Annotated in this window: 21 protein-coding genes and 2 pseudogenes; 8 read left to right on the top strand and 15 right to left on the bottom strand. The window is 63.7% G+C overall.

Annotated features, from left to right (window positions below; genetic code table 11):
- Positions 1-4: 4 nt before the first annotated feature.
- From ACVWYQ_RS06000 to ACVWYQ_RS05990, 3 genes are all read right to left on the bottom strand, one after another.
- Entirely contained in the window at positions 5-175 is a 171-nt protein-coding gene (locus ACVWYQ_RS06000) for a hypothetical protein (protein ID WP_193760664.1), read from the bottom strand.
- Positions 176-325: 150 nt separating this feature from the next.
- Positions 326-637, bottom strand: coding sequence for a hypothetical protein (locus ACVWYQ_RS05995; RefSeq protein WP_036009997.1), 312 nt, complete (start codon positions 635-637; stop codon positions 326-328).
- Between the two features lie 156 nt (positions 638-793).
- Positions 794-1,009 (bottom strand): dodecin family protein, encoded by a 216-nt coding sequence (locus tag ACVWYQ_RS05990; RefSeq protein ID WP_036010047.1) that lies wholly within the window; start codon positions 1,007-1,009, stop codon positions 794-796.
- 249 nt (positions 1,010-1,258) lie between these two features.
- Here ACVWYQ_RS05990 and ACVWYQ_RS05985 point away from each other — a divergent pair, with 249 nt between their 5' ends.
- Positions 1,259-1,921, top strand: coding sequence for a phytochelatin synthase family protein (locus tag ACVWYQ_RS05985; RefSeq protein ID WP_271537693.1), 663 nt, complete (start codon positions 1,259-1,261; stop codon positions 1,919-1,921).
- Between the two features lie 298 nt (positions 1,922-2,219).
- On the opposite strand, the gene ACVWYQ_RS05980 is transcribed toward ACVWYQ_RS05985, so the two are convergent.
- Positions 2,220-2,537 carry a hypothetical protein gene (locus tag ACVWYQ_RS05980; RefSeq protein ID WP_157785238.1) on the bottom strand — a complete coding sequence of 106 codons (318 nt, stop codon included), beginning with the start codon at positions 2,535-2,537 and terminating at the stop codon, positions 2,220-2,222.
- Between the two features lie 131 nt (positions 2,538-2,668).
- Positions 2,669-3,175, bottom strand: a pseudogene (locus tag ACVWYQ_RS05975) (SDR family NAD(P)-dependent oxidoreductase); the annotation flags it as partial.
- Between the two features lie 184 nt (positions 3,176-3,359).
- Here ACVWYQ_RS05975 and ACVWYQ_RS05970 point away from each other — a divergent pair.
- The 3 genes from ACVWYQ_RS05970 to ACVWYQ_RS05960 are packed head-to-tail and all read left to right on the top strand — an operon-like array spanning position 3,360 to position 6,907.
- The gene (locus tag ACVWYQ_RS05970; protein ID WP_157283605.1) at positions 3,360-4,538 is read left to right on the top strand and encodes a cell surface protein; all 1,179 of its coding nucleotides are present in this window, start codon (positions 3,360-3,362) and stop codon (positions 4,536-4,538) included.
- Positions 4,531-5,511 (top strand): DUF6384 family protein, encoded by a 981-nt coding sequence (locus ACVWYQ_RS05965; protein WP_271537696.1) that lies wholly within the window; start codon positions 4,531-4,533, stop codon positions 5,509-5,511. Before ACVWYQ_RS05970 ends, ACVWYQ_RS05965 begins: the two co-directional genes overlap by 8 nt.
- A 4-nt stretch (positions 5,512-5,515) precedes the next feature.
- Complete coding sequence (locus ACVWYQ_RS05960; RefSeq protein WP_456725507.1) at positions 5,516-6,907, top strand: hypothetical protein; 1,392 nt, start codon at positions 5,516-5,518, stop codon at positions 6,905-6,907.
- Positions 6,908-6,937: 30 nt separating this feature from the next.
- Here ACVWYQ_RS05960 and ACVWYQ_RS05955 read toward each other — a convergent pair whose 3' ends face one another.
- From ACVWYQ_RS05955 to gltX, 10 genes are all read right to left on the bottom strand, one after another.
- Positions 6,938-7,705 carry an SDR family NAD(P)-dependent oxidoreductase gene (locus ACVWYQ_RS05955; RefSeq protein WP_271537700.1) on the bottom strand — a complete coding sequence of 256 codons (768 nt, stop codon included), beginning with the start codon at positions 7,703-7,705 and terminating at the stop codon, positions 6,938-6,940.
- The gene (locus ACVWYQ_RS05950) at positions 7,702-8,811 is read right to left on the bottom strand and encodes an ABC transporter ATP-binding protein (RefSeq protein ID WP_271537702.1); all 1,110 of its coding nucleotides are present in this window, start codon (positions 8,809-8,811) and stop codon (positions 7,702-7,704) included. Before ACVWYQ_RS05950 ends, ACVWYQ_RS05955 begins: the two co-directional genes overlap by 4 nt.
- A 10-nt stretch (positions 8,812-8,821) precedes the next feature.
- On the bottom strand, positions 8,822-9,679 hold the full coding sequence (locus tag ACVWYQ_RS05945) for a carbohydrate ABC transporter permease (RefSeq protein ID WP_198399728.1): 858 nt from the start codon (positions 9,677-9,679) through the stop codon (positions 8,822-8,824).
- Positions 9,672-10,520: a carbohydrate ABC transporter permease gene (locus tag ACVWYQ_RS05940; protein WP_157283666.1), complete on the bottom strand. Its 849-nt coding sequence runs from the start codon at positions 10,518-10,520 to the stop codon at positions 9,672-9,674. Before ACVWYQ_RS05940 ends, ACVWYQ_RS05945 begins: the two co-directional genes overlap by 8 nt.
- A 69-nt stretch (positions 10,521-10,589) precedes the next feature.
- Positions 10,590-11,876, bottom strand: coding sequence for an ABC transporter substrate-binding protein (locus ACVWYQ_RS05935; RefSeq protein WP_157283611.1), 1,287 nt, complete (start codon positions 11,874-11,876; stop codon positions 10,590-10,592).
- Between the two features lie 59 nt (positions 11,877-11,935).
- On the bottom strand, positions 11,936-13,114 hold the full coding sequence (locus ACVWYQ_RS05930) for an ROK family transcriptional regulator (protein WP_271537986.1): 1,179 nt from the start codon (positions 13,112-13,114) through the stop codon (positions 11,936-11,938).
- Positions 13,115-13,325: 211 nt separating this feature from the next.
- Positions 13,326-14,507, bottom strand: a complete 1,182-nt coding sequence (locus ACVWYQ_RS05925; protein WP_271537707.1) for an esterase/lipase family protein — start codon at positions 14,505-14,507, stop codon at positions 13,326-13,328.
- 206 nt (positions 14,508-14,713) lie between these two features.
- Positions 14,714-17,188 (bottom strand): CHAT domain-containing protein, encoded by a 2,475-nt coding sequence (locus tag ACVWYQ_RS05920; protein WP_271537708.1) that lies wholly within the window; start codon positions 17,186-17,188, stop codon positions 14,714-14,716.
- A 152-nt stretch (positions 17,189-17,340) separates the two neighbouring features.
- Positions 17,341-18,645: a citrate synthase gene (gene gltA, locus ACVWYQ_RS05915; protein ID WP_271537710.1), complete on the bottom strand. Its 1,305-nt coding sequence runs from the start codon at positions 18,643-18,645 to the stop codon at positions 17,341-17,343.
- A 144-nt stretch (positions 18,646-18,789) separates the two neighbouring features.
- Positions 18,790-20,217, bottom strand: a complete 1,428-nt coding sequence (gltX, locus tag ACVWYQ_RS05910) for a glutamate--tRNA ligase (protein ID WP_271537712.1) — start codon at positions 20,215-20,217, stop codon at positions 18,790-18,792.
- A 155-nt stretch (positions 20,218-20,372) separates the two neighbouring features.
- On the opposite strand from gltX, the gene ACVWYQ_RS05905 reads away from it, so the two are divergent.
- The 4 genes and pseudogenes from ACVWYQ_RS05905 (at position 20,373) to ACVWYQ_RS05890 (ending at position 25,106) form a co-directional block, all read left to right on the top strand.
- Entirely contained in the window at positions 20,373-22,049 is a 1,677-nt protein-coding gene (locus ACVWYQ_RS05905) for a glutamine--tRNA ligase/YqeY domain fusion protein (protein ID WP_271537714.1), read from the top strand.
- A gap of 17 nt (positions 22,050-22,066) precedes the next feature.
- Positions 22,067-22,453: a nuclear transport factor 2 family protein gene (locus tag ACVWYQ_RS05900; RefSeq protein WP_456725506.1), complete on the top strand. Its 387-nt coding sequence runs from the start codon at positions 22,067-22,069 to the stop codon at positions 22,451-22,453.
- 158 nt (positions 22,454-22,611) lie between these two features.
- Positions 22,612-22,731: pseudogene (locus ACVWYQ_RS05895) on the top strand (DUF2171 domain-containing protein); the annotation flags it as partial.
- Positions 22,732-22,826: 95 nt separating this feature from the next.
- On the top strand, positions 22,827-25,106 hold the full coding sequence (locus ACVWYQ_RS05890) for a ComEC/Rec2 family competence protein (protein ID WP_456725505.1): 2,280 nt from the start codon (positions 22,827-22,829) through the stop codon (positions 25,104-25,106).

Raw genomic sequence — 25,106 nt, 5'->3', positions numbered from 1 at the left:
TAGTCTAGTCTTCGTCCGGCTCGCGCACGACCGCCGGTTCGTCGGCATCATCTTCCTCATCCTCGTCTTCGTCCTCCTCGTCTTCATCGGGATCCCTGGGTGGCATCACGATGCGCATCCGTATGAGCAGTTTCCTGGCTGTGGTGGAAAATGCTTCGGAGGTGTGTTGCTTCATGGCATTGTGCTCCTCGAAAAATGGGCGCAGTCGCCAGATTCTTGGCCGGCATATGCCGGTGCCGGGGCGCGACCGCCGCAAACGCGATGCGGGTTGGGTAGACTGCATGATCAGCGGGCGGCAGGCCCCTGCAACAGGCAGCACTCTAGACTACTTGATCCCCGAGGATCCATTAGGCTCTATGTTTACCAAAACCTCGCCGGCAGCGATTTCAGGAACTCCAAGTTCGAGGTCGGGTAGACTGGCTTGAACAAATGCCAGTATCTTGGCGTTCGCTGCGTTGGCGCTTTCGCGGTCGTCAAATATCATCACCGCGATACCGACACCGTCGCCCGCATCCAGCACATGGTAAGATTTGAATCCCTGCGATTGTCTTAGGATCTCACCAACGCCGCTCTTGGCGCGACGAGCGGCGTCCGCGACCGAACGAACCTTGCTGTACTTGCGAATGACCATGTACATGGGGGCACCACGCGCCATACGCTCCTGCGCATCAAAGCACTTCGGTCCCGCTCGGACTAGTGCCAACTTCCGGGATGGGCCACAGCGTCCGGCTGGCGGACCGCAACGCGCCTGTCCAATGAGCCGTCCTCGCCCGAAGGGGCGAGGTGCTGAGGCTCAGGAGCCCTCGAACTTGAACGATACGTTGAGCTTGGCGCGATAGGCCTCAACTTTTCCCTGGTCATCCAGTTGCATGTCGAGCTTGACGACCTCTGCAATGCGAAGATCTCGGAGAGATTTAGCAGCTTGCTCGACTGCGTTAGCGGCCGCCTTCTCCCATGAGTCGCTGCTGGTACCGACCAGTTCAATGACCTTGTAGACGCTATCGGGCATGTTCGTCCTCCTAATCGGTAGGAGCAGGAAGTCTAGCACTGGGATCTCGACGCTGATACGTCTCGGGGGTGCCGCGGAAAGGGTCCGATTGGCTGTCGCTTTTCTCTTCGATCCAAAGAAGAACTCGGGTCGTCCTGTCGGAGATTACGCTCGCATTTTCAGCCCGGACGAACGCGGACCTTCGCGCTCTCCGGCTTCCCAGTATAATTTTGCGCGCCTAAGTCGTCATTGCCGCCAAGGTTCCGATCCATGAAGCGATGGCACCGCGTAAGCATCAGCAGCTTGGTGATTGCCCTGAGTCTGGTGTGTGCCGGGGCCCTGGTGGTCAATCAATCGCACGTGCCATCAGAGGCCATAGCGTCATCGGTCACACGTACTCCGGAGCTTATTGAGCGTGCGTGGCACCTGCCCGTGGCAGCAACATTTGAACGACACGTTGATTGGCAGTCAAATGGCTCTCGCTGCGGACCCGCCGCTGTTGCAAATGCGTATCGGTCCCTTGGCGAGGCGGCAAGGACGGAAGGCAAGGTGCTGGCCGGGACGTGGAGTTGCTGGACAGGCGTATGCATCATGGGGCTCACGCTTGATGAACTGGCCAACGTCGCCCAGTCCAACACCAGCCGGAAAGTTACGGTCTTGCGCGATCTCAGCGAAAACCAGTTTCTGGAGCATCTCCGTCGCTCCAACGATCCGCGACGACGCTACATCGTGAATTTCGATCGCGCGCATATTTTTGGTGCTGGTAGTGGACACCATTCCCCAATCGGGGGCTATTTCGAAGCCGAAGACCTCGTTTTCGTGCTCGATGTCAATTTCGATTTCCAGCCGTGGCTAGTCGAACGGAAGCGGCTGTTCGACGCTGTAAATACGTTTGACGGCGGTAAGAAGAGGGGACTGCTGTTCATAGAGTAACATCCCGCTCCATGTCGCCTCGTGACCCTTAGCCCGATCATTTGAGGCAGTTGGGATGTCGTCTATCGGCGGTGGACAGAACGCGGGGGACCGTCTTGGCCTCAACCGGCGCTTGTGTGCCCTATGACGGCCGCCACTTGCCGCCGGGGTCTCGCTGAGCGCGACATACTGACCCCGGGAGGACATTTGGGCGGCAACCAAGCGGACGACACGCTAACCCAGGACCGCATGCGGCCCGTGAACTGGCCACTTCCGGTGTCCGCGCAACTCGCCGTAGACGCAGCGAACGCCGAGTGTTCTATTTCGGAGTTCCGGTCTGGCCACCCGAACCGGTGGTCTGCTCACTTCCCGGCCGGCCCGGAGGATGCGCCGAAGCGGCCGGCTTGTCTTGATCGGCCACGTATCCGGACTCTCCGGAGTTGCGGGTCTTGATCCCTTTGTCCGCATCGCGCTGCATCTGCTCGTTGGGCTGGCCGGCCTTGAGCTCCCGGTCCACGTCGCGCTTCATCTCCTCCTTGGTTTGCTCACTGGGTGCGGCCTTTTGCTGTTGGGCCGTTGCTTGGAAGGTCATTGCGCTTCCGGCAACTACAATCAATGCGAGAATTGCTGTTCGCATGCTTCTCCTCCACGGCTTGCTCCGGCCCCTAAACGCGCGAACCTCCCAAGGTTTCCTAGTTCCAACCACTATTGTCGAACGTCACGTAGGACTAAGCAAAGGGCACTCGAACGGTCTTATGCGCACCAAGCCTAGGCGAGTCCGCCATCGACCCTGAAACACTGGCTGGTGATGCGCTGGCTTTCGTCGGAGGCGAGGAACAGTGCCATATTGGCAATGTCTTCGGGCGTTACCGCATCGGGCACCGCCTGGCGCGAGCGTATCTCGGCGATGACCCGATCGTCCGGATACCATAGCCGGCGCTGGCGCTCGGTGATGACCATGCCCGGCGCGATCGCGTTGACGCGAATGCGGTCGGGACCGACCGACCGCGCCAGCGAGTTGGTGAAGCCGACGATCGCCGCGTTCGCCGCGGCGTAGACCGGCAGCGCCGGCGCGCCGCGCATCCAGGCGATCGACGACATGTTGATGATCGAGCCGCCGCCGTGCGCCTGCATCTGCGGCACCACCGCTTGCGCCGCGAAGAAGACGTGCTTGAGATTGACGCCGATCATCCAGTCGAACTCGGCCGGCGTCACCTCGGCGAGAACCTGACGCTGATCGTTGGCGGCGTTGTTGACGAGTGAGCCACGAGAGCCTTCGTGGGGCGCGGCGAACGCATCGTTCCACGATGGCGCCACAGCTGTCAGGCGGCCCATTGGAACCAAGACGACCGGCACGCAATTGGGATGCAATTCTTCAGGGAGGCGCTTTCCGTGCCGTAAGCGTCGATTCCAGGAGAGCGTTCAGGAACCCTATCAAAGAACTCCAAGCGAGGCGCCAATGTCTGACGTCGTAGCAACGTCGCCCATGCAGTACCTTGACAGAGCGACCCGGGCTTTGCAGGCAATCGGAATTGCGCCGCCCCAGGCCATAGAGGCTCCAATTGCCGGGTTGCTGGAGAAAATTACCACTCTCGATGAGGATCGGATCGTCATCATCGCTCGCACTCTGGGCCAGACCAGCGTCTTCAACGAGGTCGTCCGCGAGCAGGTTCAGGCGATGGAGATCGGCGAACGTTACCGTCAGATCACCGAATCCTTCAACTCCATTCGCGACGACACCAAGAAAATGGTCGACCAGCTGGAAGACCAGAAGATCGATCTTTTCGAACGCATCAACAACGTCTGGATGAAGCTGTCTCGCGGAGATGTGGCCGATCGCTTCGATGAGATCAGGCAAGTTTATCTGGACGTCACACGCTCAACGAAGGACCAGATCCAGCGCGAGCAAGTCATCCTCGACGCCTACCGCGACTTCCGCGGCGCGCTCAAACATGCCGAGGTCATGGCGTTGGAGGTGCTCAAGATCGCCGAGCAGAGGCTGGAGGGCGCTCAAGCCGAGTTGCAGAAGGCGTCCGATGCCGTGGCCAACTTCACAGGACAGGAGGTCTCTGAACGCGCGCGGCTCGAACTTGCCCGGGACGAGCAACTTCGGCGCACCCAGGACGAGGAGAAACGCTACCAGATCGCCAAGGACCTCTCGGACAACCTGACGATTGGCTACAACACCTCTGAGGTCGTCATGGCGCGGCTGATGCAGATGACCAACGCCAAGGAGCGCGTCTACGCGCAAGCCGTAACCTTCTTCTCGACCAACGATTCCGTCTTCACGGCTCTGAAAGCCTCGTTCACGGGCATGTTCGGCCTCAATGAGTCGACACAGACCCTGAATGAAATGAAGGAGGGCGTGTCCCGCAGTCTCGAAGTGCTCGCCGAAATTGGCGATCAGGTCGGAGAAGCGGCGATCAGGGCGGGCTATGGCCCGACGATCCGCGCAGATGCGGTCAAGAAGCTCGTCGACTCCGTGATCACATTTCAGGAGCGCTCCCAGGAAATCATTGGGGAAATGCGACAACTTGCGACCCGGAACTCGGCTGAGATCCGTGACGCTGTCGAGGAGGGCAAGCGCCGCATCGCTCGTCTCGTAGCGGAAGGACAGGCATTGCCGGCCAATGGCTGATCAAGCTGCATCGATCGGGCAGGAGCCATCGAAGGCTCCGTCGAGCCTCAATGACGTGATGCTCGCGATGGACGTCGTCGACACGCTGCGCCACCAGGAGAATCTCGTCAGTCGAGAGCTGGGCGAAGAGCAGCGGGACGCCCAGCTCCTTAAGCGATTGCGCGAGATCTATCGCGGACAAGGTATCGAAGTGCCTGACCGGATCCTGGTCGAGGGGGTGCAGGCCCTCAAGGAACAGCGCTTCGTCTACACTCCGCCTCCTGCCAGCTTCGCCCGCACGATCGCGCACGCCTGGGTCAATCGTGGTAGCATCGGTCGCCGTGTACTGTCTTTGCTGGCGCTGCTGGCGTTCGGCTGGGGCGCCTACCATTTCGGCGTAGTCGAGCCCGCACAACGACGGGCAGCGCAGGAGCAGGCCCAAGCGGAGCGGACCAGGGTCGATCTGGCCGAGAAGCTGCCGGCGGCCTTGGAGCAGAAGTATGAGGACCTTCTGCGGGAGGCGAAGGTGCCAGCAGCGCGGGAGAGGGCCGATAGCCTTCTTGCGGACGGAAAGGCCGCCATTGCCCGCGGCGATGCCGACGGCGCACGGCAGGCTGTCAACGATCTCGACGTGCTGCGCACGGAGCTGCGCCGCGAATATGTTCTGCGCATCGTTTCACGACCAGGCGAGGCGACTGGTGTCTGGCGCATCCCGCAACGCAATCCGACCAGCCGCAACTATTATTTGATCGTTGAACCGGTCACGCCCGACGGGCGTGTTCTGAAGCTGCCCGTGACGAGCGAAGAGGACGGCCGCACCGTAGAGGTCTCGAAATGGGGCGTGCGTGTGAGCGAGGCGACGGCCATGCAAGTGCAGCGAGACAAGAACGACGACGGGATCGTGCAGCAAAGCAGTCTCGGCGAGAAGCACCGCGGCCAGCTCGAGGTGGATTACAAGTTGCCGGTTCTTGGCGGGGCGATCACGCAATGGTAAGGCCATGATATCCGGAAGACAGGCGCTTGCCGAGATCGAACGGTTCATTCAGAAGGCTCGCCAGCAGGAGGCGCAGGTTGAGCGAGCCTATACGAAGGCCACTGAAGAAGTGGGCCGCCTCCGCCTGCAACGCACGGAAGCGTTCCGCGAGCTCGCACGGCTGAAGCTCGACGCAATCAGACAGAACCAAGTCGTCGGCGAACTGGATAGCGCGGAGCGCGAGGCCATCAGCCTGCTACAAAGCCGTCAGCAAGCCTTGCAGCAATTGACCGAGCGGCGGCACGAAGCCGAGCAACAGGTGCGGCAAGCGGAGTCCGAGCGGCAAGCCGCCTTGGATGATCTGCAACGGGCCTTGGCTGACGCGGAGACGATTCGTAAGAGCGTCGAGGCCAAGATCAGCACCAACGCCGAGTGGATTTCTGTGCGGGCGCGAGTTGACGAGATCGCCGGACAAGCCCAGCAAGCCGAGAAGAAGGCCATACAGGCGGAAGCCGACCGCGAGGAGAAGCGCCGTCCCTACGAAGCCGATCCTCTGTTCATGTACCTGTGGCGTCGGAAGTTCGGGACCGCCGCCTACCGAGCGAACCCGTTCACCCGCTACATGGACCGGCTGGTGAGCGGCGTAGTCCGGTTTGACCAGGCTCGGGCCAATTACGCCCTTCTCAACGAAATCCCTGAGCGGCTGCGGGACCACTCCAGGACGATTATCGCGAAGCTGCAGGAGGAACGATCCAACCTGAAGGTCTTGGAACGCAAGGCGCTCGTGGAGGCAGGTTCCGAGGCCGCTGAAGCTGAAGTCGCAAAGGCACGCGATGTCGTCACGCACCGCGAAGCCCAGCTCGCCAAGGCGCGCGAGGCTCTCGCTGCTCAGGACCGAACTTATGACGCATCGATCCTCGAGGGGGACGCCCCCTACCGTGATGCGGTCGAGCTGCTGGCAGCCGCCGACCAGCGCGAAGACCTGCACAGACTCTACGAGGAGGCTACTCGCACGCCTACCCCCAAGGACGAGGAGATCGTGCGCCGCATTCAGTCTACAGATAAGTTGATGAATTCAGCGCTTCGCCAGGCAGTCGAGACTCACAAGAAGCTCAAGGAGCTTGCTCAGCGCCGCGCGACAGTCGAACAACAATGGGAGCAACTAAGGCATCAAGGCTACGACACGCCTTACGGGACGTTCGGCAATGAGGCATCGCTCGGAAACGTGCTTGGAGGTATCCTGACCGGCGCTGTTGGAGGTGCGATACTGGGGCAGGTTTTACGTGATGGCTTCCACCATGGGCCCAGCCCATGGGACTCGGGCTTTGGCGGAGGGTTGCCGATCCCGCCCCCGGATGGTTTCGGGACCGGAGGGTCGTTTGGGGACGGCGACTTCAGGACGGGCGGATCATTCTGATCATCTTTCAAGGCGCGAAACGGGCACCTCTTAGCCGAGTCCCGCGTCAACCCGAAAACACTGGCTGGTGATGCGCTGGCTTTCGTCCGATGCGAGGAACAGTGCCATATTGGCAATGTCTTCGGGCGTTACCGCATCGGGCACCGCCTGGCGCGAACGTATCTCGGCGATGACCCGATCGTCCGGATACCACAGCCTGCGCTGGCGCTCGGTGATCACCATGCCCGGCGCGATCGCGTTGACGCGAATGCGGTCGGGGCCGACGGAGCGCGCCAGCGAGTTGGTGAAGCCGACGATCGCCGCTTTCGCCGCGGCGTAGACCGGCAGTGCCGGCGCGCCGCGCATCCAGGCGATCGACGACATGTTGATGATCGAGCCGCCGCCGCGCGCCTGCATCTGCGGAACCACCGCTTGCGCCGCGAAGAAGACGTGCTTGAGATTGACGCCGATCATCCAGTCGAACTCGGCCGGCGTGACCTCGGCGAGAGCCTGGCGCTGATCGTTGGCGGCGTTGTTGACGAGAACGGCGGCGTCGCCAAGCGAGCGGCGGGCCTCTGCCATCGCGCTGCGCAGGGCATCGATGTCGAGGAGATCGCAGGGCACGAACAGCGGCGCGGGCCCGGACGGGGCCGCGATCTCCCGCACCAGGGCTTCGCCGGCGTCCTTATCGATGTCGAAGAAGGCGACCCGCGCGCCTTGGCCCGCGAAGGCCCGGACGAAGGCGGCGCCGATGCCGCTGGCGCCTCCGGTGATCAGCACCACGCGGCCGGCAAGGCTGGAATAGGTCGTCTTCGTCATGCGATTAGGCGCTCCGTCTCGGGGTCGAACAGGCAAATGCGGCGAGTGTCGAGCGCGAAGGCGGCGGACGTGCCGGGCGCGGGGCGGATATCCGGCGAGACTCGCGCCATCGCGGGCTCGCCGCCGAGCCGCAGGAGCACCATGGTCTCGGCACCGGTCGGCTCGACCAGCTCCACCGGCGCCTCGACGAGGACAGGCGCTTCGCTGGAAAACGTGCGGCTGCCCTCGGCAATGCATTCCGGCCTGATTCCGAACAGCACCTTGCGCCCGACAAAGGGTGCTGCGGCGTCATATCCCCTGAGGCGCAGACGAAGCTCGTCGGGCCGTCCTGCGCCGATCACGACGACCGGCCCGTCATTTTCGGCCTCGAGCCGCGCCGGCATGGTGTTCATCGGCGGCGAGCCCATGAAGCGTGCGACGAACAGATTGGCGGGATAGCGGTACACGGTGTCGGGATCGGCGAATTGCTGCACGCTGCCCTGATGCATCACGGCGATCCGCGTCGCCATCGTCATCGCCTCGATCTGGTCGTGGGTGACATAGACGATGGTGGCGCCGATGCGCTGATGCAGGCGCTTGATCTCCATCCGCATCTCGACTCGCAGCTTGGCATCGAGATTGGAGAGCGGCTCGTCGAACAGGAAGAGCAGGGGATTGCGCACCAGCGCGCGCCCCATCGCCACCCGCTGGCGCTGGCCGCCGGACAATTGCGAGGGCTTGCGGCCGAGCAGCGGCTCGATCTGGAGCAGTTTTGCGACATTGGCGACCGCAGCGTCCTGCTCGGTCTTGGGAATGTGGCGGCATTCCATGCCGAAGGTGATGTTCTGGCGCACGGTCATCGAGGGATAGAGCGCGTAGGATTGGAACACCATGGCGATGTCGCGGTCCTTCGGCGCGACGTCGTTGACGACGCGGCCGCCGATTTCGATCGTTCCCGCGCTCGGGCGGTCCAGCCCGGCGACGATGTTGAGCAGCGTGGATTTGCCGCAGCCGGACGGTCCGACCAGCACGGTGAACTCGCCGCTCTCGATGTCGAGCGCGATGTCCTTCAGCACCTCCAGATTGGCGTAGCGCTTGGACAGGGCGCGAATGCTCAGTGCTGCCATGACAACTCCATCATTTCACGGCCCCGGCAGTCAGGCCGCGGACGAAGTACTTGCCGCCGAGAAGGTAGATCAACAGCGTGGGCAGCGCGGCGATGATCACCGCTGCGCTCTGCACGCCATGCTGCGGGATATCGGCGATTGCGGCGGACAGCGCGATGAGAGCTGCGGTGACGGGTTGCTGCTGGCCGGTGGTGAACGTCACGCCATAGAGGAACTCGTTCCAGATGTGGGTGAATTGCCAGATCACCGTGACGATCAGGATCGGCCCGGAGAGCGGCAGGATGATGCGCCAGAAGATGCGGAAGAAGCCGGCGCCGTCGATCCGCGCGGCCCTGATCAATTCATGGGGAACGGCGACGTAATAGTTGCGGCAGAACAGCGTGGTGAAGGAGAGCCCCTGAATGGTGTGAATCAGCACGAGGCCGGTCAGCGTGTTGATGAGGCCGACGTCCCGCAGCACGATGGTCCAGGGCAACAGACGCATCTGCTGGGGGAGGAACAGGCCAAGCGTCACGATGCCATAGATCCAGTTGTCGCCGCGAAAACGCCAGAGCGACACGGCGTAACCGGCGATTGCGCCGAGCAGGGTCGAGATGATCGTCGCCGGTATCGTGACGAGCGCGGAATTCAGCATGTAGGGCCGGATGCCGGCGCAGGTTTCGGCGACGCAGAAACCGCTCCAGGCCCTCGCGTAGTTGCTCCAGGCCCATTGTTGCGGCCAGCCGATCATCGAGGCCTGCGCGATCTCCTCGTTGCTGCGGAGCGAGTTCAGGACGACCACAACCAATGGCGCGAGATAGGCGGCCGCGACCAGCGACACGACGAGATAGATCAGAAGCCGGCTCGGCGCGAAGGTTCGCTCACGCATGGGTGGCCCGCCGTCGACGGAGATAACGCCAGGCTGCATAGGGCAGCAGCACCGCGAGCAGAATGAGCAGCATGAGCACCGCCGCTGCCGCGCCGCGGCCGAGCTGGCTGCGTTGGAACATGAGGTCGTAGACGACGAGCGCCGGCAGCTGGGTCGCGATTCCAGGCCCGCCATTGGTCAGCGCGCGGACGAGATCGAAGGCCGAGATCGCAAATTGCAGCTGGACTACGACCACGGTGATCGTGATCGGCCAGAGTGTGGGCAAGACGACGCGACGGTAGATTCGGATCGGCCCGGCGCCGTCGATCTGCGCCGCCTTGATGATGTCGGCGTCGACGGATCTGAGACCGGCGAGAAAGAGCGCCATGGCGAAGCCGGAGGATTGCCAGATCGCGGCGATGACGATGGTCCAGATCGCCATGTCGCGGTCGACCAGCCAGTCGAACCTGAAGGATGTCCAGCCGAGGTCGTGAACGAGCTTCTGGATGCCGATGCCGGGATTGAGCAGCCAGCTCCAGACCGTGCCGGTGACCACGAAGGACACGGCCAGGGGGTAGAGGAAGATGGAGCGCAGCACGTTCTCGCCGCGAATGCGCTGATCGAGCAGGATCGCGAGCAGGAGACCGGTCACCAGGCTCAGCAGCACGAAAGCACTGCCGAACAGCAGCAGATTGTCGAAGGCGATCTGCCAGTTCCGGCTCGCCAGGACCGCCGAGTAGTTGCGCAGACCCACCCAGCCAGTGACAGGAACCAGGGTGGAGGGGGTGAACGAGATCCAGATCGTCCAGAGCGAAAACGTCACCAGATGCGCCGCGGACAGGAGCAGCGGCACCCAGATCATCAGATATTCGGGCAGCCGGCGCACCCAGTCGGGCGTCGCCCGGCCGCGCTGCTGTTGCGACCACGTCGGTCAACGCGCACCCTCGACGGCATCGGCAAGACGAGTGACCGCCTGCTCCGGCTTGATCGTCTTGTTCTTCACGTACTCGGTGAGCACGTCGATCATCGCGGCGGTCAGGCCGTTTTGCTGCGCCATGTTGTGGGCAAGGCTGAGGACGGCCTGATTGTTGGCGACCGCGTCCTTCAGCGCGGCTGCGGTCCGCCGTTGGCCGTCCGACCAGCCTTCGCCGGAGAGGTCGACATCGGTGCGCACCGGAATCGATCCGGTGATCTGCGAATACATGGTCTGGATCGCCGGATCCATGACGAGCTGGGCCATCAGCATCTGGCCGGCCTGCAAGTCAGGCTCCTTGCGCTGCCAGAAGATGAAGGCATCGGCATTCAAGAGGAAGACCGGCTTGCCGTTGTCGCTGGGCCCGGGCGCGATGATGAAATCGTCGAACTTGAACCCGGCGTTGCGCAACACGCCCTGGGCCCATCCGCCCTGGATCATCATGCCCATGTCGCCATCGATGAAGCGCTTCAGATTGGTGGCATAGGGCTGTGCGCCAACATTGGGGTCGCACCAGTCGGCGATCTTGCGGGTTTGTGCGAAGGCAGCCTTGATCTCGGGCCCCTCCAGCGCCTTCTTGTCGAGGTTCATGATCGCCGCGCGATATGCGGTCGGGCTGATGCCGGCGAAGGAGGCCTCGAATTTTTGCCCGTCATCGGGACGGGTGCCGCCATTGGCGAGTGGGTAGTTCATTCCGGCCGACTTCATCTTGTCGGCAAGTTCGTTGAAGTCAGCCCAGGTGACGGGGATCTTGTCGGCCTTAGCCTTGTCCATCCCGCGCTTGGAGAGGAACAGCATGTTGGTGCTGTAGATCTGGAGCGGCAGGGCGATCCACTTGCCTCCCGGCTTGTGCAATTTCGCAAGGTCCGGCGCGACCACCTTCTCATAGCCGGCGGCGGCGACAATGCTGTCGAGATCCACGGTCGGAGCAATCTTCGACCAAGCCGCGATCTCGGGCCCCTTGAGCTGCGAACAGGCCGGCGGATCGCCGGCAATGATCTGGGCCCGCAGCTTGTTCATCATCTCCGTGGTGAAGCCTGGGACGGGCGAGTGCTGCCAGACGCCCCCTTTCTCCTCGAATTTCTTACCGAGCGCCGTAATGGCGGCCCCATCGCTGCCCGCCGACCATTGCGAGATTGCGGTCAGTCGCGGCTTGGCCGCGCCTTGCGCGCGGGCAAGGTGCGGAAATGCGAGCGCGGCAGCAGATCCAGCGAGCAGACGACGCCTTGTTGTTGTGATCGGCATGGCAGTTCCTCCCGGTGTGAAATCTTTCGCCCTTGCGGGCCGTTCAGGCTCAGCGCATGTCAGGCCGCCTCCGTCGATGCCGCGGGCATGCCGCCACGGCTGGCGAGACAGAAGGCGGCAAAGGCGAGCGCAGCCTGCGGGTCGTTGCCCGTCGACGGCGGCACGAAGGCGAGGGAGACCTGTGCCAATTTGCGTCCGCCCAGCAGGCAGGCGTCGATGCCATCGACCAGTGCTTTCCGATCCTCTTCAGCGAGAAGCGACGGCCAGCCGCTGATCGCAACGCCGCCGCACGGCTTGACGTTCAGCGTATTGCCGATCGCAAGGCCGAGCCGGAACAGCCGCCGGCGCAACTCCTGCCGCACGCGCGCTGAGATCGGGACCGTGTTGACCCATTCGTTGCCGAGCTGGAGCAGCTCGGTCTCGGAAACGCCGAGAAGCGCGGCCAGCGCGGGAATCGACGTATAGGCCTCGACGCAGCCGTGATGTCCGCAGCGGCAGCGCGGTCCGTCAGGCCCGAACACCATGTGGCCGAGCTCGATCGGCTGCAGAGCATCGGCCTCGGCCGGATCATCCATCCAGGCGCCGGCGACGCCGTGGCTGACGAGCACGAACAGATGCGTGTCGTTGAACGGGTAGTTTTCCGTGCGGCAGCGGTGAAAGGTGGCATGCGCGACGACCGAATTGGTGAATTCGAGCGGCACGCCCGCGAACATCGCGCCGAACATGTCGCTGATGCGAGCGACGTCGCAGGGAATGATCGGATTGGCCGATATGCTGAGACGGCCGAGGCCGGGAATCGAGACGCCGATCTGCGAGAGGGTGATCCGGCGGCGTCGCGTCCAGTCGCGCAACAACGTCATCGCTTCGCGAAATGCCCGGCCGACGGTCTCGACGTCAGGCGTCTTCGGGAGCGGCACGCGCTCGGTGTAGTGCAGTTCACCCGACAGGCCGCCGACCCCGACGCTGAGCCGCTGCGCCGTCAGCTCGAAGGCTGCCAGCGCCACCGCGCCGTCGAGCGACACGAGACCGGTCGGGCCGCCGACATAAGGGGCAGGGCGCCGCACTTCCTCGATCAGGCCCTCGGCCTTCAGGTCAAGCAGGATGCGCGACAGGCTCGCTTCCGATAGACGCACGGCCTTGGCCAGCGGCGGACGAAACGAGCCGCCCGACTGAAGCAGATGAGTCAAAATGGCAGCGCGCGTCTGCCGCCGACTTCTCGGCTGCTCCGGCATTTCCATCCCTGTCGTCATTCTTACTTAGAGTAAGAATGCGCGCGGAGCATTTCGGCTGTCAAGGCGCTTGCCGCCGTGAGCACGGACTTGTTGTTGTGCGTGGCAGCAAACCGGCCGATGGCGTACCCACCACCGGCGGCTCATTTAGGGGGCGCGGCGAAGCGACGTCAGCAATCGATGAGGATGAGCGCGCAATGATGCGATCTCGTCACGCACCTCAGATCGTGAACGTCTTCGCGATCGCCGCGGCCGTCTCCTTCTGGGCAAAATAGTTGGTGTGGTGCACGTGGGGGTTCGTGCCGAAATCATGGACGATCGTCACCTGGCGCCCGTCCGCGACTTCGGACATCGACGAAGTATCGACGACCAGGTCGTTTTCGGACTCGAAGATGATGTCGGCGCCGAGGTCGCCGAGACGCTGCATCGGCTTGGAGAATATCCTGAGGAAATTCCAACCGATCTCCGTCGGCTCGAAATTCGATTTGATCGCGAAGTACTGGATGGGCTGGGCGCCAAACTCGCCGCTCCCGGTATTCATGCGCAGGCGTCGAATCTCCTCATTGTTGCCGGTGCGTGATTGCGCATCGAGCCCGGGAACGAGAGCCAAGGCGGCATCGAATATCGGTGTCTTGGCGGCGAGATTGGTGACGGTGCTGAACACCCGCAGCAATCCGCTCGCCGCAAGGAAGAAGGGGTTGGCGGCGGCGAGATCCGCGCCCGCCCGCAAGACGTCTGCGATGTTCGTCAAGAGATCGAGCGTGCTGCGGAGACGTGGGGCAGCCGCCAGGCTGGTGCCGCCCAGGGGCGAGCCGACGAAGATCACCCGGCGCTTCAGTGCGGGCTCGCAAAATCCTTCGCACAGCCACCGGGCCACCAGTCCGCCGCGGCTGTGGCAGACGATGTCGAGCTCCTTCGGCGCAGGTCGCAACAATGCAGCCAGATCGAAAGCATTCATCACCGGGCTCACGCTGAGGGTGGGGTGGTCGTAGGCGATCACCAGGTCGTATTTCGCCTCCGCTCCCGTCAGCAGCTGCTGCCCCTCGGGAACTTTCGCCAGTCCGTTCTTGATGAGAGCCGCAGATCCGCTGAACGTCCCGTGGATCAACAGCAATACGCGCTTTCCCGCAACATCGGCGAGGTCGGCCAGTGTCAGCGGCTGGAGTTGGCCCTGTACCAACCGCCTGAGGCCCGTCGACGGTTTGACCGCATAAGACGCATCAGGAGTCAGCGTCCTGTCGAGCTTGAGGAGCGCATCATAGACCTGCGACGTGTCGAGAGTCTCAAAGGCGTACTGCTTTACGATCTGTCCCGTCGGGAGCGCGGCGCGCGATCCGGCGCGACTGGACATCATCGGAATGGCGGCGCCGAGGCGCCATCTCAGGATCCCGCCGTCGCGCACGAGTGAAATGATCTGCTGATCCGGCAGCCGTTCCGTGGATCCGTCGGCGGGCGCTGGCGCCGATAGGTCGGCCGGTAGGATTGCGGCCGCATGCCGTCCGTGAGCCGATCGAGCGGCCGGACGCCTTCAATTTCCGGCATCGACGCGAGCCAATCGTCGAAAGAAAGGAGCGTAGTCATGCGGGCTCCGTGTTTTGTCGCGGGGCGCTAGCCGAGCCGGTCCAGCAGGGGAAGTGGGGTGACGCTTTCGCCGCGGGCGGATTGAATGTCGATCATTGCGTCGAAGCTGTGCGGATGCAGATTGCTCGCGCCCCGTTCCAGGGCCTGGAAGAAGCCCTTCCGCGCGGTCACGAAGGTACTCTCGAACGGTACGAGCTCGCCTTTCTGCACGTAGCTCAGGAGCTCGGCGAGATTGTCGGTACCGGTGAACATCCAGCTCTCAGTCTGGCCTTTGGTATTGGCCGACTGCCCCGTCGTGAAGCCGTCCTGACTACGGCCGATCTGCCCGGGCATCTGCTGTTCGCTCTGGTCGAATCGAAAGCTTTTCATGCGCCACCAGGCCTTGTTGCTTCTCCAGTAGGCCGGAAACGCGTGTCCCGTAATCAGGAACACCGACGAATAGATGCCCACGAACTCCAGGCACGATGCGAACAGAAGCGCAAGATCGATGCAGGTGGCTGCATTGCCCTTGAATATCTCCGTCGGCGTTCGAAGCCGCTGCGACTGGCTGGTGTAGGACGGCGGCGGATTGATGTAGCTGACGGGCAGATCGTGCTGAAGGGCCGCCCAGATCGCCTGAACCTGAGGATCGACCACGTTGGGAGAATTGGAATCGTCCTCAACCACTTGCTGGTAGCCGTCGAAGCCTGCAGAGCAATCATCGAGCAATGTTTGCAGATAACGCTGGGCACAGGCGACGACCTTCAACACCGTCGGGTCTCGGGGCAGAACGAAGCTGGGCAGCCAGCGATGATCCTCGCCGTCGTCCCGCCACTCGTCTGCCGGAAGCACGGTCACGCGCTCGCTGGACTCGCGCAAGATCCGGTCGCCGCATTGGACCTTGATATAGAGGTTGCTCCTCAAGCTCTCGCTGGTCTGCCGCAGCATGCCCGCGACGAGAGGGAGCCGGATCTTGTCGAGAAGATTGAGTGTGGCGTCTTCCTCCGGCAGTTCCTCTGAGAAGCGGCAGCGGCATGATTCCGTACCGACTTCCAGCACCACTTCGACTTGAAGCAGATCGAGCGGACCTGCCTTGGTTTTGTGGACCGTGAAGATACTGAACGGCGAGCGGTCGTTGTGAAGCAGCGAGTAGTTCAAACTCGCGCTCGAGGTCTTACGCATCCGACCGGGAACGGATTTGTCCTGGACCAAAGTGATGTCCAGCCTGAGGTCCTTGTAGGTTGCCCTGTGCTTCGCGGCTCTTCTCGACTGCGCGGAGCGGGCCGCGATCGTTCCAGCCTGAGAGCTGTCGAGGAGCGAAACTTGGCTCCAGAGTGCTACTCCCGAGCGCTGCTCGTTGTCGCCGCCGGGCTGGGACATCCACTGTTGCCGGGCACGAAGGAAAGCGTCCTTGACGTTCCAATCCTGCGTCAAGGTCCGATAAAAGACGCTGAAGAACAGCATGGCGTCGGCATCGGTGATGGTGTCGACGAAACCGATTGCGTGCCTGGCGCCTTGCGCGGTGGCAAGAGGAGCAAGGCTCTGCGCGCTGTAGCAACTGCTGATTGCCACCAGCAGGGGTTTCTGCGCGCCGGCTGTGACGATCGAGGCCAGGTCGACCGAACCGACGGCGTCGTAGGCTTGAGTGCTTCCTTGGGAGCTTCCCTGCGGGCTTGCGCGGAGGACAAAGCCGTCCTCTTCGTTGGTCGCCTGGTCGATGAGCTTTTGCTCGACCAGAGACATCGGGTCTACGCCCACGAGATGCACGATCGAAGGGGAAAGCGCTTCGATCCTCGCGCGAAGGCCTTGACGGTCTGGATCCCGGATGATTTCGGTCCGGACCTCTTTCAGCGCGCTGCTGACCATCTCGATCTCTCGCGCGAATTCGTAGAGCGCGCGCAGTTTTCCGGGTCCGCTGTCGACCGCGAGCGCCGTCAAGGGTGCCAGCTGGTGATGATATGGCGATCCAACTACCAGATGGCGGACGACCGCAAATTCGCTTGGCTCGCTGCGATAGGGGGCGGTGGCCAACCACAGCGCGCTCTCCCAGGGGAACAGTCTTGCCGACCGCCCGACCTCCTCCGCAATGTAAGGGATTCCGACTTCAACAAGTTTGGCGGCCGCCATATCCTTGATCCGCGAAAGGATCTGGTCTTCGTCGAAATTGCGAGCGTGATCCTTTATCAGCTGCTGAAGCTCCCGGCTGAGATCGTCGCGTGTCGAACGGACGATCCGTCTCCGGTTGGCGATCACGTAGCGCCAGCGCTGGACAGAGGGGTAGAATGCCCGATCGTCAATCGGAATGACGATCTCGTCCATGCCCTTGCTGCCTCCATAGCGGATTCGCACCACGTACTCCCCGGACTGCTCTTCGACCGCGGGCACGGGCGGTAAATCCTGGCCGGTGTCGTTGGCCGTCGCGTCCGTCGTGCGGCGCCGCCGCGCTCGCGCCTTGGCGGCGGGCCTCTTGGCTTTCCGGCGGCCGGCCTTCGCTCGTGGGGACGCTACAGTCTTCGCGGACATGACCGGTCTCCGGGCTTCGCGAGCACGGATGCAGCATGCCAGAAAACTCGCGTAGATTGAAAGGAAATCATGCCGGCCATCCGGACGGCACGCAAAATGAAAACGGCGTCACCCGTGGGGTGACGCCGTTTCGCAGGACGATAAATCCGGACTTACTTGCGATCGCCGATCGGAACGTAATCGCGCTTTGCGACGCCGGTGTAGAGCTGGCGGGGGCGGCCGATCTTCTGCTGGGGATCCTCGATCATCTCGCTCCACTGGCTGATCCAGCCGACGGTGCGGGCGACCGCGAACAGCACGGTGAACATCGAGACCGGGAAGCCCATCGCCTTCAGCGTGATGCCCGAATAGAAATCGACGTTCGGGTAGAGCTTGCGGTCGATGAAGTACTGGTCGCTGAGCGCGATCTTCTCGAGCTCCATCGCCACCTTCAGCATCGGATCGTCGCCATGGCCGGTCTCCTTGAGCACGGCATGACACATCTTCTGCATGATCTTGGCGCGCGGATCGTAGTTCTTGTAGACCCGGTGGCCGAAGCCCATCAGGCGGACTTCGGAGTTCTTGTCCTTCACCTTGGCGATGAACTCGGGGATCTTGTCGACCGTGCCGATCTGATAAAGCATGTTCAGCGCGGCCTCGTTGGCACCGCCATGGGCCGGGCCCCAGAGGCAGGCGATGCCGGCCGCGATGCAGGCGAACGGGTTGGCGCCCGAGGAGCCGGCGATGCGCACCGTCGAGGTCGAGGCGTTCTGCTCGTGATCGGCGTGCAGGATGAAGATCTTCTCCAGCGCGTCGGCGAGCACCGGGCTAACCTTGTAGTCCTCGCAGGGCACCGCGAAGCACATGTTCAGGAAGTTCTCGGCAAAGCCGAGCGAGTTCTTCGGATAAATGAAGGGCTGGCCGACGGTGTACTTGTAGGCCATCGCAGCCAGCGTCGGGATCTTCGCGATCATGCGCATGGAGGCGATCATGCGCTGCTTCGGATCGTTGATGTCGGTGGAGTCGTGATAAAAGGCGGCGAGCGCGCCGACGGCCGCAACCATGATCGCCATCGGATGGGCGTCGCGGCGGAAGCCCTGGAAGAAGCGGGCCATCTGCTCGTGCACCATCGTGTGATGGGTCACGCGGTAGTCGAAATCCTTCTTCTGCGCGGCGGTCGGCAGGTTGCCGTAGAGCAGGAGGTAGCAGGTCTCCAGGAAGTCGCCGTGCTCGGCGAGCTGCTCGATCGGGTAGCCGCGGTATTCCAGCACGCCCGCGTCGCCGTCGATATAGGTGATCTTGGACTGGCAGCTCGCGGTCGAGGTAAAGCCCGGATCGTAGGTGAACAGGCCGGACTGGCCGTAGAGCTTGCCGATATCGATGACGTCAGGCCCGACGCTGCCGCTGAGTATCGGAAGATCGAAATTCTTGTTTCCGACCGTCAGCGTCGCGGTCTTTGGGCTTTCTTTTGCGTCCATCAGAGGTCCCCGATGTGTGGTGAGACGGGCCGGAGCCGGAGACCCCCAGGGCGACCATAGGGGCAGGCCGGATGTTCCAGAATGTGGGGGAGATGGGTATATTATTGCTATGTGCGCTGCAAGATCGCCGCACGCATGGTCGACTTACGTTGTAGCCTGATCCCTAAGCCGGCCGAGGCTTTCCTGGCGCCCCAGCACGTCCAAAACCTCAAATATACCAGGGGACGTCGTCCGTCCGGTGAGCGCCGCCCGAAGCGGCTGGGCGACAGCGCCGAGCTTGAGACTATTTTCCTCGGCGAAGGCGCGCAGCGCGGCCTCGGTGCTGGCGCCGCTCCACGTCTCGACTTTCTCCAGCGCGGAATGTAGCTGGCCGATCAGCTTGCGGTTCTCGGGCGTCAGCAGCGCCTGCGCCTTTGGATCCGGTGCCAGCGGCCGGTCGGCGAAGATGAAATGGGCGCCGTCGATCAGCTCGATCAAGGTCTTGGCGCGCTCCTTGAGGGCCGGCATGGCCTTGAGCAACTGCGCGCGCGTGGTGTCGTTTAACTTGGCCTTGATCTCGTCGCGGCTCGGCACGATGTGGTCGAGCACGTCCTCGAGCATCTTCACGAGCGATTGATCGTCCGCGTGGCGGATGTAGTGGCCGTTGAGGTTTTCCAGCTTGGCGAAATCGAAGCGGGCGGCGGCGCGGCCGACGCTGCCGAGATCGAACGCGTCGATCATCTCCTCGGTCGAGAAGATCTCCTGGTCGCCGTGGCTCCAGCCGAGCCGGACGAGATAGTTGCGCAGCGCAGCCGGCAGGTACCCCATCGCGCGATAGGCATCGACGCCGAGCGCGCCATGCCGCTTGGACAATTTCGAGCCGTCCGGGCCGTGGATCAGCGGGATATGGGACATGCTGGGCAGCGCCCAGCCCATCGCATCGTAGATCTGCTTCTGGCGCGCGGCGTTGATCAGGTGGTCGTCGCCGCGGATCACATGGGTGACGCCCATGTCGTGGTCGTCGACCACCACGGCGAGCATGTAAGTCGGGTTGCCGTCGCCGCGCAGCAGGACGAGATCGTCGAGGTTCTCGTTCTGCCAGACCACGCGGCCCTGCACCTGGTCCTCGATCACGGTCTCCCCGGTCTGCGGCGCGCGCAGGCGGATGGTGGGCTTGACGTCGCTCGGAGCCGTCGCCGGGTCGCGGTCGCGCCACATGCCGTCATAGAGGCGGGTGCGCCCCTCGCTGCGCGCCTTCTCGCGCATGGCGGCAAGCTCCTCGGCGGTGGCGTAGCAGCGATAGGCCTTGCCGTCGGCCAGCAGCTGCTCGGCGACCTCGCGGTGCCGGGCGGCGCGGCCGAACTGGTAGATGACCTCGCCGTCCCAGCCGAGCTCGAGCCACTTCAACCCGTCGAGGATGGCGCCGATCGCCGCCTCCGTGGAGCGTTCCCGGTCGGTGTCCTCGATCCGCAGCAGCATCTTGCCGCCGTGCTTCTTGGCATAGAGCCAGTTGAACAGCGCCGTGCGGGCGCCCCCGATATGGAGGAAGCCGGTCGGCGAGGGAGCGAAGCGCGTGACGACGGAATCGGACATTCTTGGCAGGGCCTATGCATTGGAGGCGGTGGTGTATAGCAGGAACGGGACATAACTAAAGGGCGACTGCGGACCCGGCAGGCCTTGCTTATGCTCTTGGCGCGGCCACGCGAATTTGGCAGAAGGACCGCTGATTTCCCTACAGGATTTTCGTAATGACAGAACCGGTGGCAGCTGAGGTTGGGCGCGATTTCATTCGTGACATCATCCAGGCCGACCTCGATCAGGGCAAATATAAGGAGATCGTGACCCGGTTCCCGCCGGAGCCGAACGGCTACTTGCATATCGGCCACGCCAAGTCGATCGCACTCAACTTCGGCGTCGCCCAGGAGTTTCCGGGCCGCTGCCACCTGCGCTTCGACGACACCAACCCGGTCAAGGAAGAGCAGGAATATATCGATTCAATCCAGGCCGACGTGCGCTGGCTCGGCTTCGACTGGGGCAAGAACTTGTTCTTCGCCTCGGACTATTTCGACCGCCTGTACGAATGGGCGGAGCAGCTGATCCGCGACGGCCTCGCTTATGTCGACGACCAGACCCAGGAGGAGATCCGCCTCTCGCGCGGCACGTTGACCGAGCCCGGCAAGAATTCGCCGTTCCGCGAACGCTCCGTGGAGGAGAACCTCGACCTGTTCCGCCGCATGAAGGCGGGCGAATTCCCCAACGGCGCGCGCGTGCTGCGGGCCAAGATCGACATGGCCGCGGGCAACATCAATCTGCGCGACCCCGTGCTGTACCGCATCCTGCATGCGCACCATCCGCGCACCGGCAACGCATGGTGCATCTATCCGAGCTACGACTATGCCCACGGCCAGTCGGATGCCATCGAAGGCATCACGCATTCGATCTGCACGCTGGAGTTCGAGGACCACCGGCCGCTCTACGACTGGTTCATCGAGAAGCTGCCGGTGCCCTCACAGCCGCATCAGTACGAATTCGCGCGGCTGAACCTGACCTACACGCTATTGTCCAAGCGCGTGCTGACGCAGCTCGTCCGCGACGGCCATGTCGCGGGCTGGGACGATCCGCGCATGCCGACCATGGCGGGCATGCGCCGGCGCGGCGTGCCGCCGGCCGCGCTGCGCGAGTTCGTCAAGCGCATCGGCGTCGCCAAGGCCAACAGCGTCGTCGATGTCGGCATGCTGGAGTTCTGCATCCGCGAGGAGCTGAACCGCACGGCGCAGCGGCGCATGGCGGTCTTGAAGCCGCTCAAGGTGGTGATCGAGAATTATCCGGAAGGGCAGACCGAGGAGCTCGAGGCGATCAATCATCCCGACGATCCCTCGGCAGGCACGCGGAAGATCACGTTCGGCCGCGAGCTCTATATCGAGCAGGACGACTTCATGGAGAACCCGCCGAAGAAGTTCTTCCGCCTGTCGCCTGGCAACGAGGTGCGGCTGCGCTATGCCTATTTCGTCAAGTGCACCGGCGTGATTAAGAACGACAAGGGTGAGGTGGTGGAGCTGCGCTGCACCTATGATCCTGCGACCAAGGGCGGCAATGCGCCGGACGGCCGCAAGGTCAAGGCGACCATGCACTGGCTGCCGGCAGCGGCCTCCAAGCCGGCGGAGATCCGCATCTACAACCAGCTGTTCGCTAATCCGAGCCCGGATGCCTCAAACTTCGCGGCCGATCTCAACCCGAACTCGCTGGAGATCCTCGCCGATGCGCGGGTCGAGGCATCCGTTGCGGAGAGCAATTCGACCGAGCCGATGCAGTTCGAGCGTCAGGGCTATTTCGTGCGCGACAAGGACTCGACGCCCGGCAAGCCGGTGTTCTCGCGCACCATCGGCCTGCGCGACACGTTCGCGAAGGAAGTCGCCAAGGGTTGAGAAGGGCTGAGCAGGACATGAGCAGCGAAGCCGACGCCATCGTTTCCGCCATCATCGCGAAATGGTGCGCCGGCTTCGCGACGCTCGATGCAGCCGCGCTGTCGTCGCTCTATGCGAGGAACGCGTTCTTCTTCGGTTCGAACCCGAAGCTCTATCACGGCCGAGATGGCGTCGCCGACTATTTCAACGGCCTGCCGCGCTGGGGGAGGCCGAGCGCGACCTTCTCCGACGTGCACGCCGCGCAGGCCGGCCCTGATCTGATCAACATGGCCGCGACCATCACGTTCGATCTCGCGGGCGAGCGGGATGATCTCGTCGTCAAGATGAGCTGGGTCATCATCCGCGAGGACGGCGACTGGAAGATCGTCAATCACCACGCCTCGTCGCAGGCGCCGCTGATCTGAGCAGGACTCTCTTCACCAGTTTGTCATTCCGGGATGGCCCGAAGGGCCAGGCCCGGAATCCATAACCCCAGTTCGTGGTTATGGATTCCGGGCTCGCGCCAAGTGGCGCGCCCCGGAATGACGGAAGGATACGAACCGGAGTTCTCTCCGAGGGTTGAGGTGACTCCAAAGGGCACCATCATTTCATCGACAAGGGCGTTGTTGCCGATGTCGAAGGACACAAGGTGAGGCTGTCTGCCAAGGCGGACGTCGCCGTGACGATGAAAGAGGAAAAGTAAGCCGGTCCACGCCTGTTCCTGATCTGTACCGCTATTCGCGCAGCCGCACGGTCCGGTAGCCTCTGCAGCCGTCGCGTATCGTAAGGTGCAGGGGAATGGCGGAGCCGGGCCGGCCAGGACGGTCCCAGGGAGTTGCCGGGACGTGGCCGGTCGGCCGCGCCGCCCCGGCCGGCGGCTTGGCGCCAGCGGGCCTCGGCATCTGGCCGGCGATCGTCGACACGCTGCGCCAATGGGCGCGGGCCGAGGCCGGGCCTGGCCGGTTGTTGCCGTGGGTGCCGGTCGCCTTCGGCGGCGGCATCGCGCTTTATTTCGCCGCCGATCATGAGCCGGTGCTGTGGGTGGTTGCCGCCACAGCCATCGCGCTGATGCTCGGCGCGTTGCTGCTGCGGCGAAGTCGGCTGTTTGCGCCTGCTATCATGCTCGCGGCGGTCGCGGCTGGTTTTGCCGTGGCGACCTGGAAGACCGCGCGTATCGCGCACACCGTTTTGGCAAAACCGCTCTATTCGGTGTCGCTGTCGGGCTTCGTGGAAGCGCGCGACATCCGCGAGCGCACCGATCGCTTCGTGCTGCGCGTCAGCGCGATAGAGGCGCAGCGCAGCGACGTCAAGCTCGAGCGCGTCCGCCTCTCGGTGCGCAAGGGCACGGCGCCGGAGGTCGGCAGCTTCGTGCAATTGAAGGCGCGGCTGATGCCGCCGATCTCACCGGTGCGCCCCGGCAGCTACGATTTCTCGCGCGACATGTTCTTCCAGGGCATCGGCGCCTCCGGCTTCGTGATGGGCGCGATCACGGCGTCCTCGCCGCCGGATGGCGGCGGCCTGCGGCTGCGCTATGCCGCCTTCATGCAGGGCCTGCGCGACGCGATCGATGCGCGCATCCGCGCAACGCTCGAAGGCGACAACCGCGCGATTGCGACGGCGCTGCTCACGGGGCGGCGCGATGCGATCACCGCGCCCGTGAACGATGCCATGTTCGTCTCGGGACTCGGCCATGTGCTGTCGATCTCCGGCTATCACATGGCGGTCGTCGCCGGCGTCGTCTTCTTCGCGGTGCGCGCGCTGCTGGCCTTGATCCCGGGGCTGGCGGCCGGCTTTGCCATCAAGAAGTGGTCGGCGGCGGCGGCGCTGGTCGCGGCCGCGTTTTACCTTCTGCTGTCGGGCGCGGAGGTCGCGACGCAAAGATCTTTCTTCATGACGGCGGTGGTGCTGATCGCCGTGATGGTCGACCGCCGCGCCATCACCTTCCGCACGCTGGCGGTGGCGGCGCTGATCGTGCTCGCGGTCGCGCCGGAGGCGTTGGTGCATCCGAGCTTCCAGATGTCGTTTGCGGCAACGCTCGGGCTGGTGGCGCTGGTGCAGATCGGCATGCCGAACCTGCTCGCCTCGCCCGATCATTCCGCAACGGCGCGGATCGCGTTGTGGGGCGGCCGCGAGATCGCGATGCTGTTCCTGGCCTCGCTGATCGCGGGGCTCGCGACCACGCCATACGCCGCCTTCCACTTCCATCGCGTGACGCCATACGGCGTGCTCGCCAATCTCGGCGCCATGCCGGTGGTCTCGGCGCTGGTGATGCCGGCCGGGCTGTTGGGGCTGCTCGCGGCGCCCTTCGGGCTCGACGGCGTGTTCTGGTGGTTGATGGGGATCGGCATCGAGTGGATGGTCCTGGTCGCGCGCTGGGTGGCGGCCCTGCCGGGCGCCGTCGGCCGCATTCCCGCCTTCGGGATCGCGCCGCTGATCGCGGCGAGCCTCGGGCTCATCGTGATGGGCCTGTTGCGCACGCCCTTGCGCTGGTCCGGCGCCCTGGTGCTGCTGGCAGCGATCCTCTGGGGACTGTCGGTACGGCAGCCGGATATCCTGATTGCCGGGGACGGCGCGAGCGTCGCGGTCCGGGGCGGGGATGGGCGCTTGCAGGTGATCCGCGCCAGCAAGGACAGCTTCCTGCTGAAGGAGTGGTTGGCTGCCGATGCCGATCCGCGCGATGCCGGTAACGCCTCGATGGCGAGCGGGGTGTCGTGTGACGAGTCCGGCTGCGTGGCGCCGCTCGCGGACGGACGACTGATCGCGTTGGCGACGCGCATCGACGCGCTGGCCGATGATTGCAGCCGCGCCGCGCTGGTGGTGACGGCGCGGCCCGCGCCGTCCGATTGCGCGGCGATGGTGGTCGATCGGGCGCGTCTTGCCGGTCAGGGCGCACTGGCTCTGACGCGAAGCGGAGAGGGTTTTTCGGTGCAGGCGGTGAGAGCGAGAGGGGCAAGCCGTCCCTGGCTGCCTGCCGGCGCCGGCGAGGGGGATTTCGACGGCAGCCTGGTGCCGAAGGCGGCCGTGCCCCGCAGCCGGGACGCAACGCCATCGGAGGCCGACTTGCAGGCCGACGATTGA

The organism is Bradyrhizobium sp. USDA 3397 (assembly GCF_054060965.1).
Note: the sequence above shows the minus strand (reverse complement) of the source record. Positions and strands in the feature narration are given on the sequence as shown.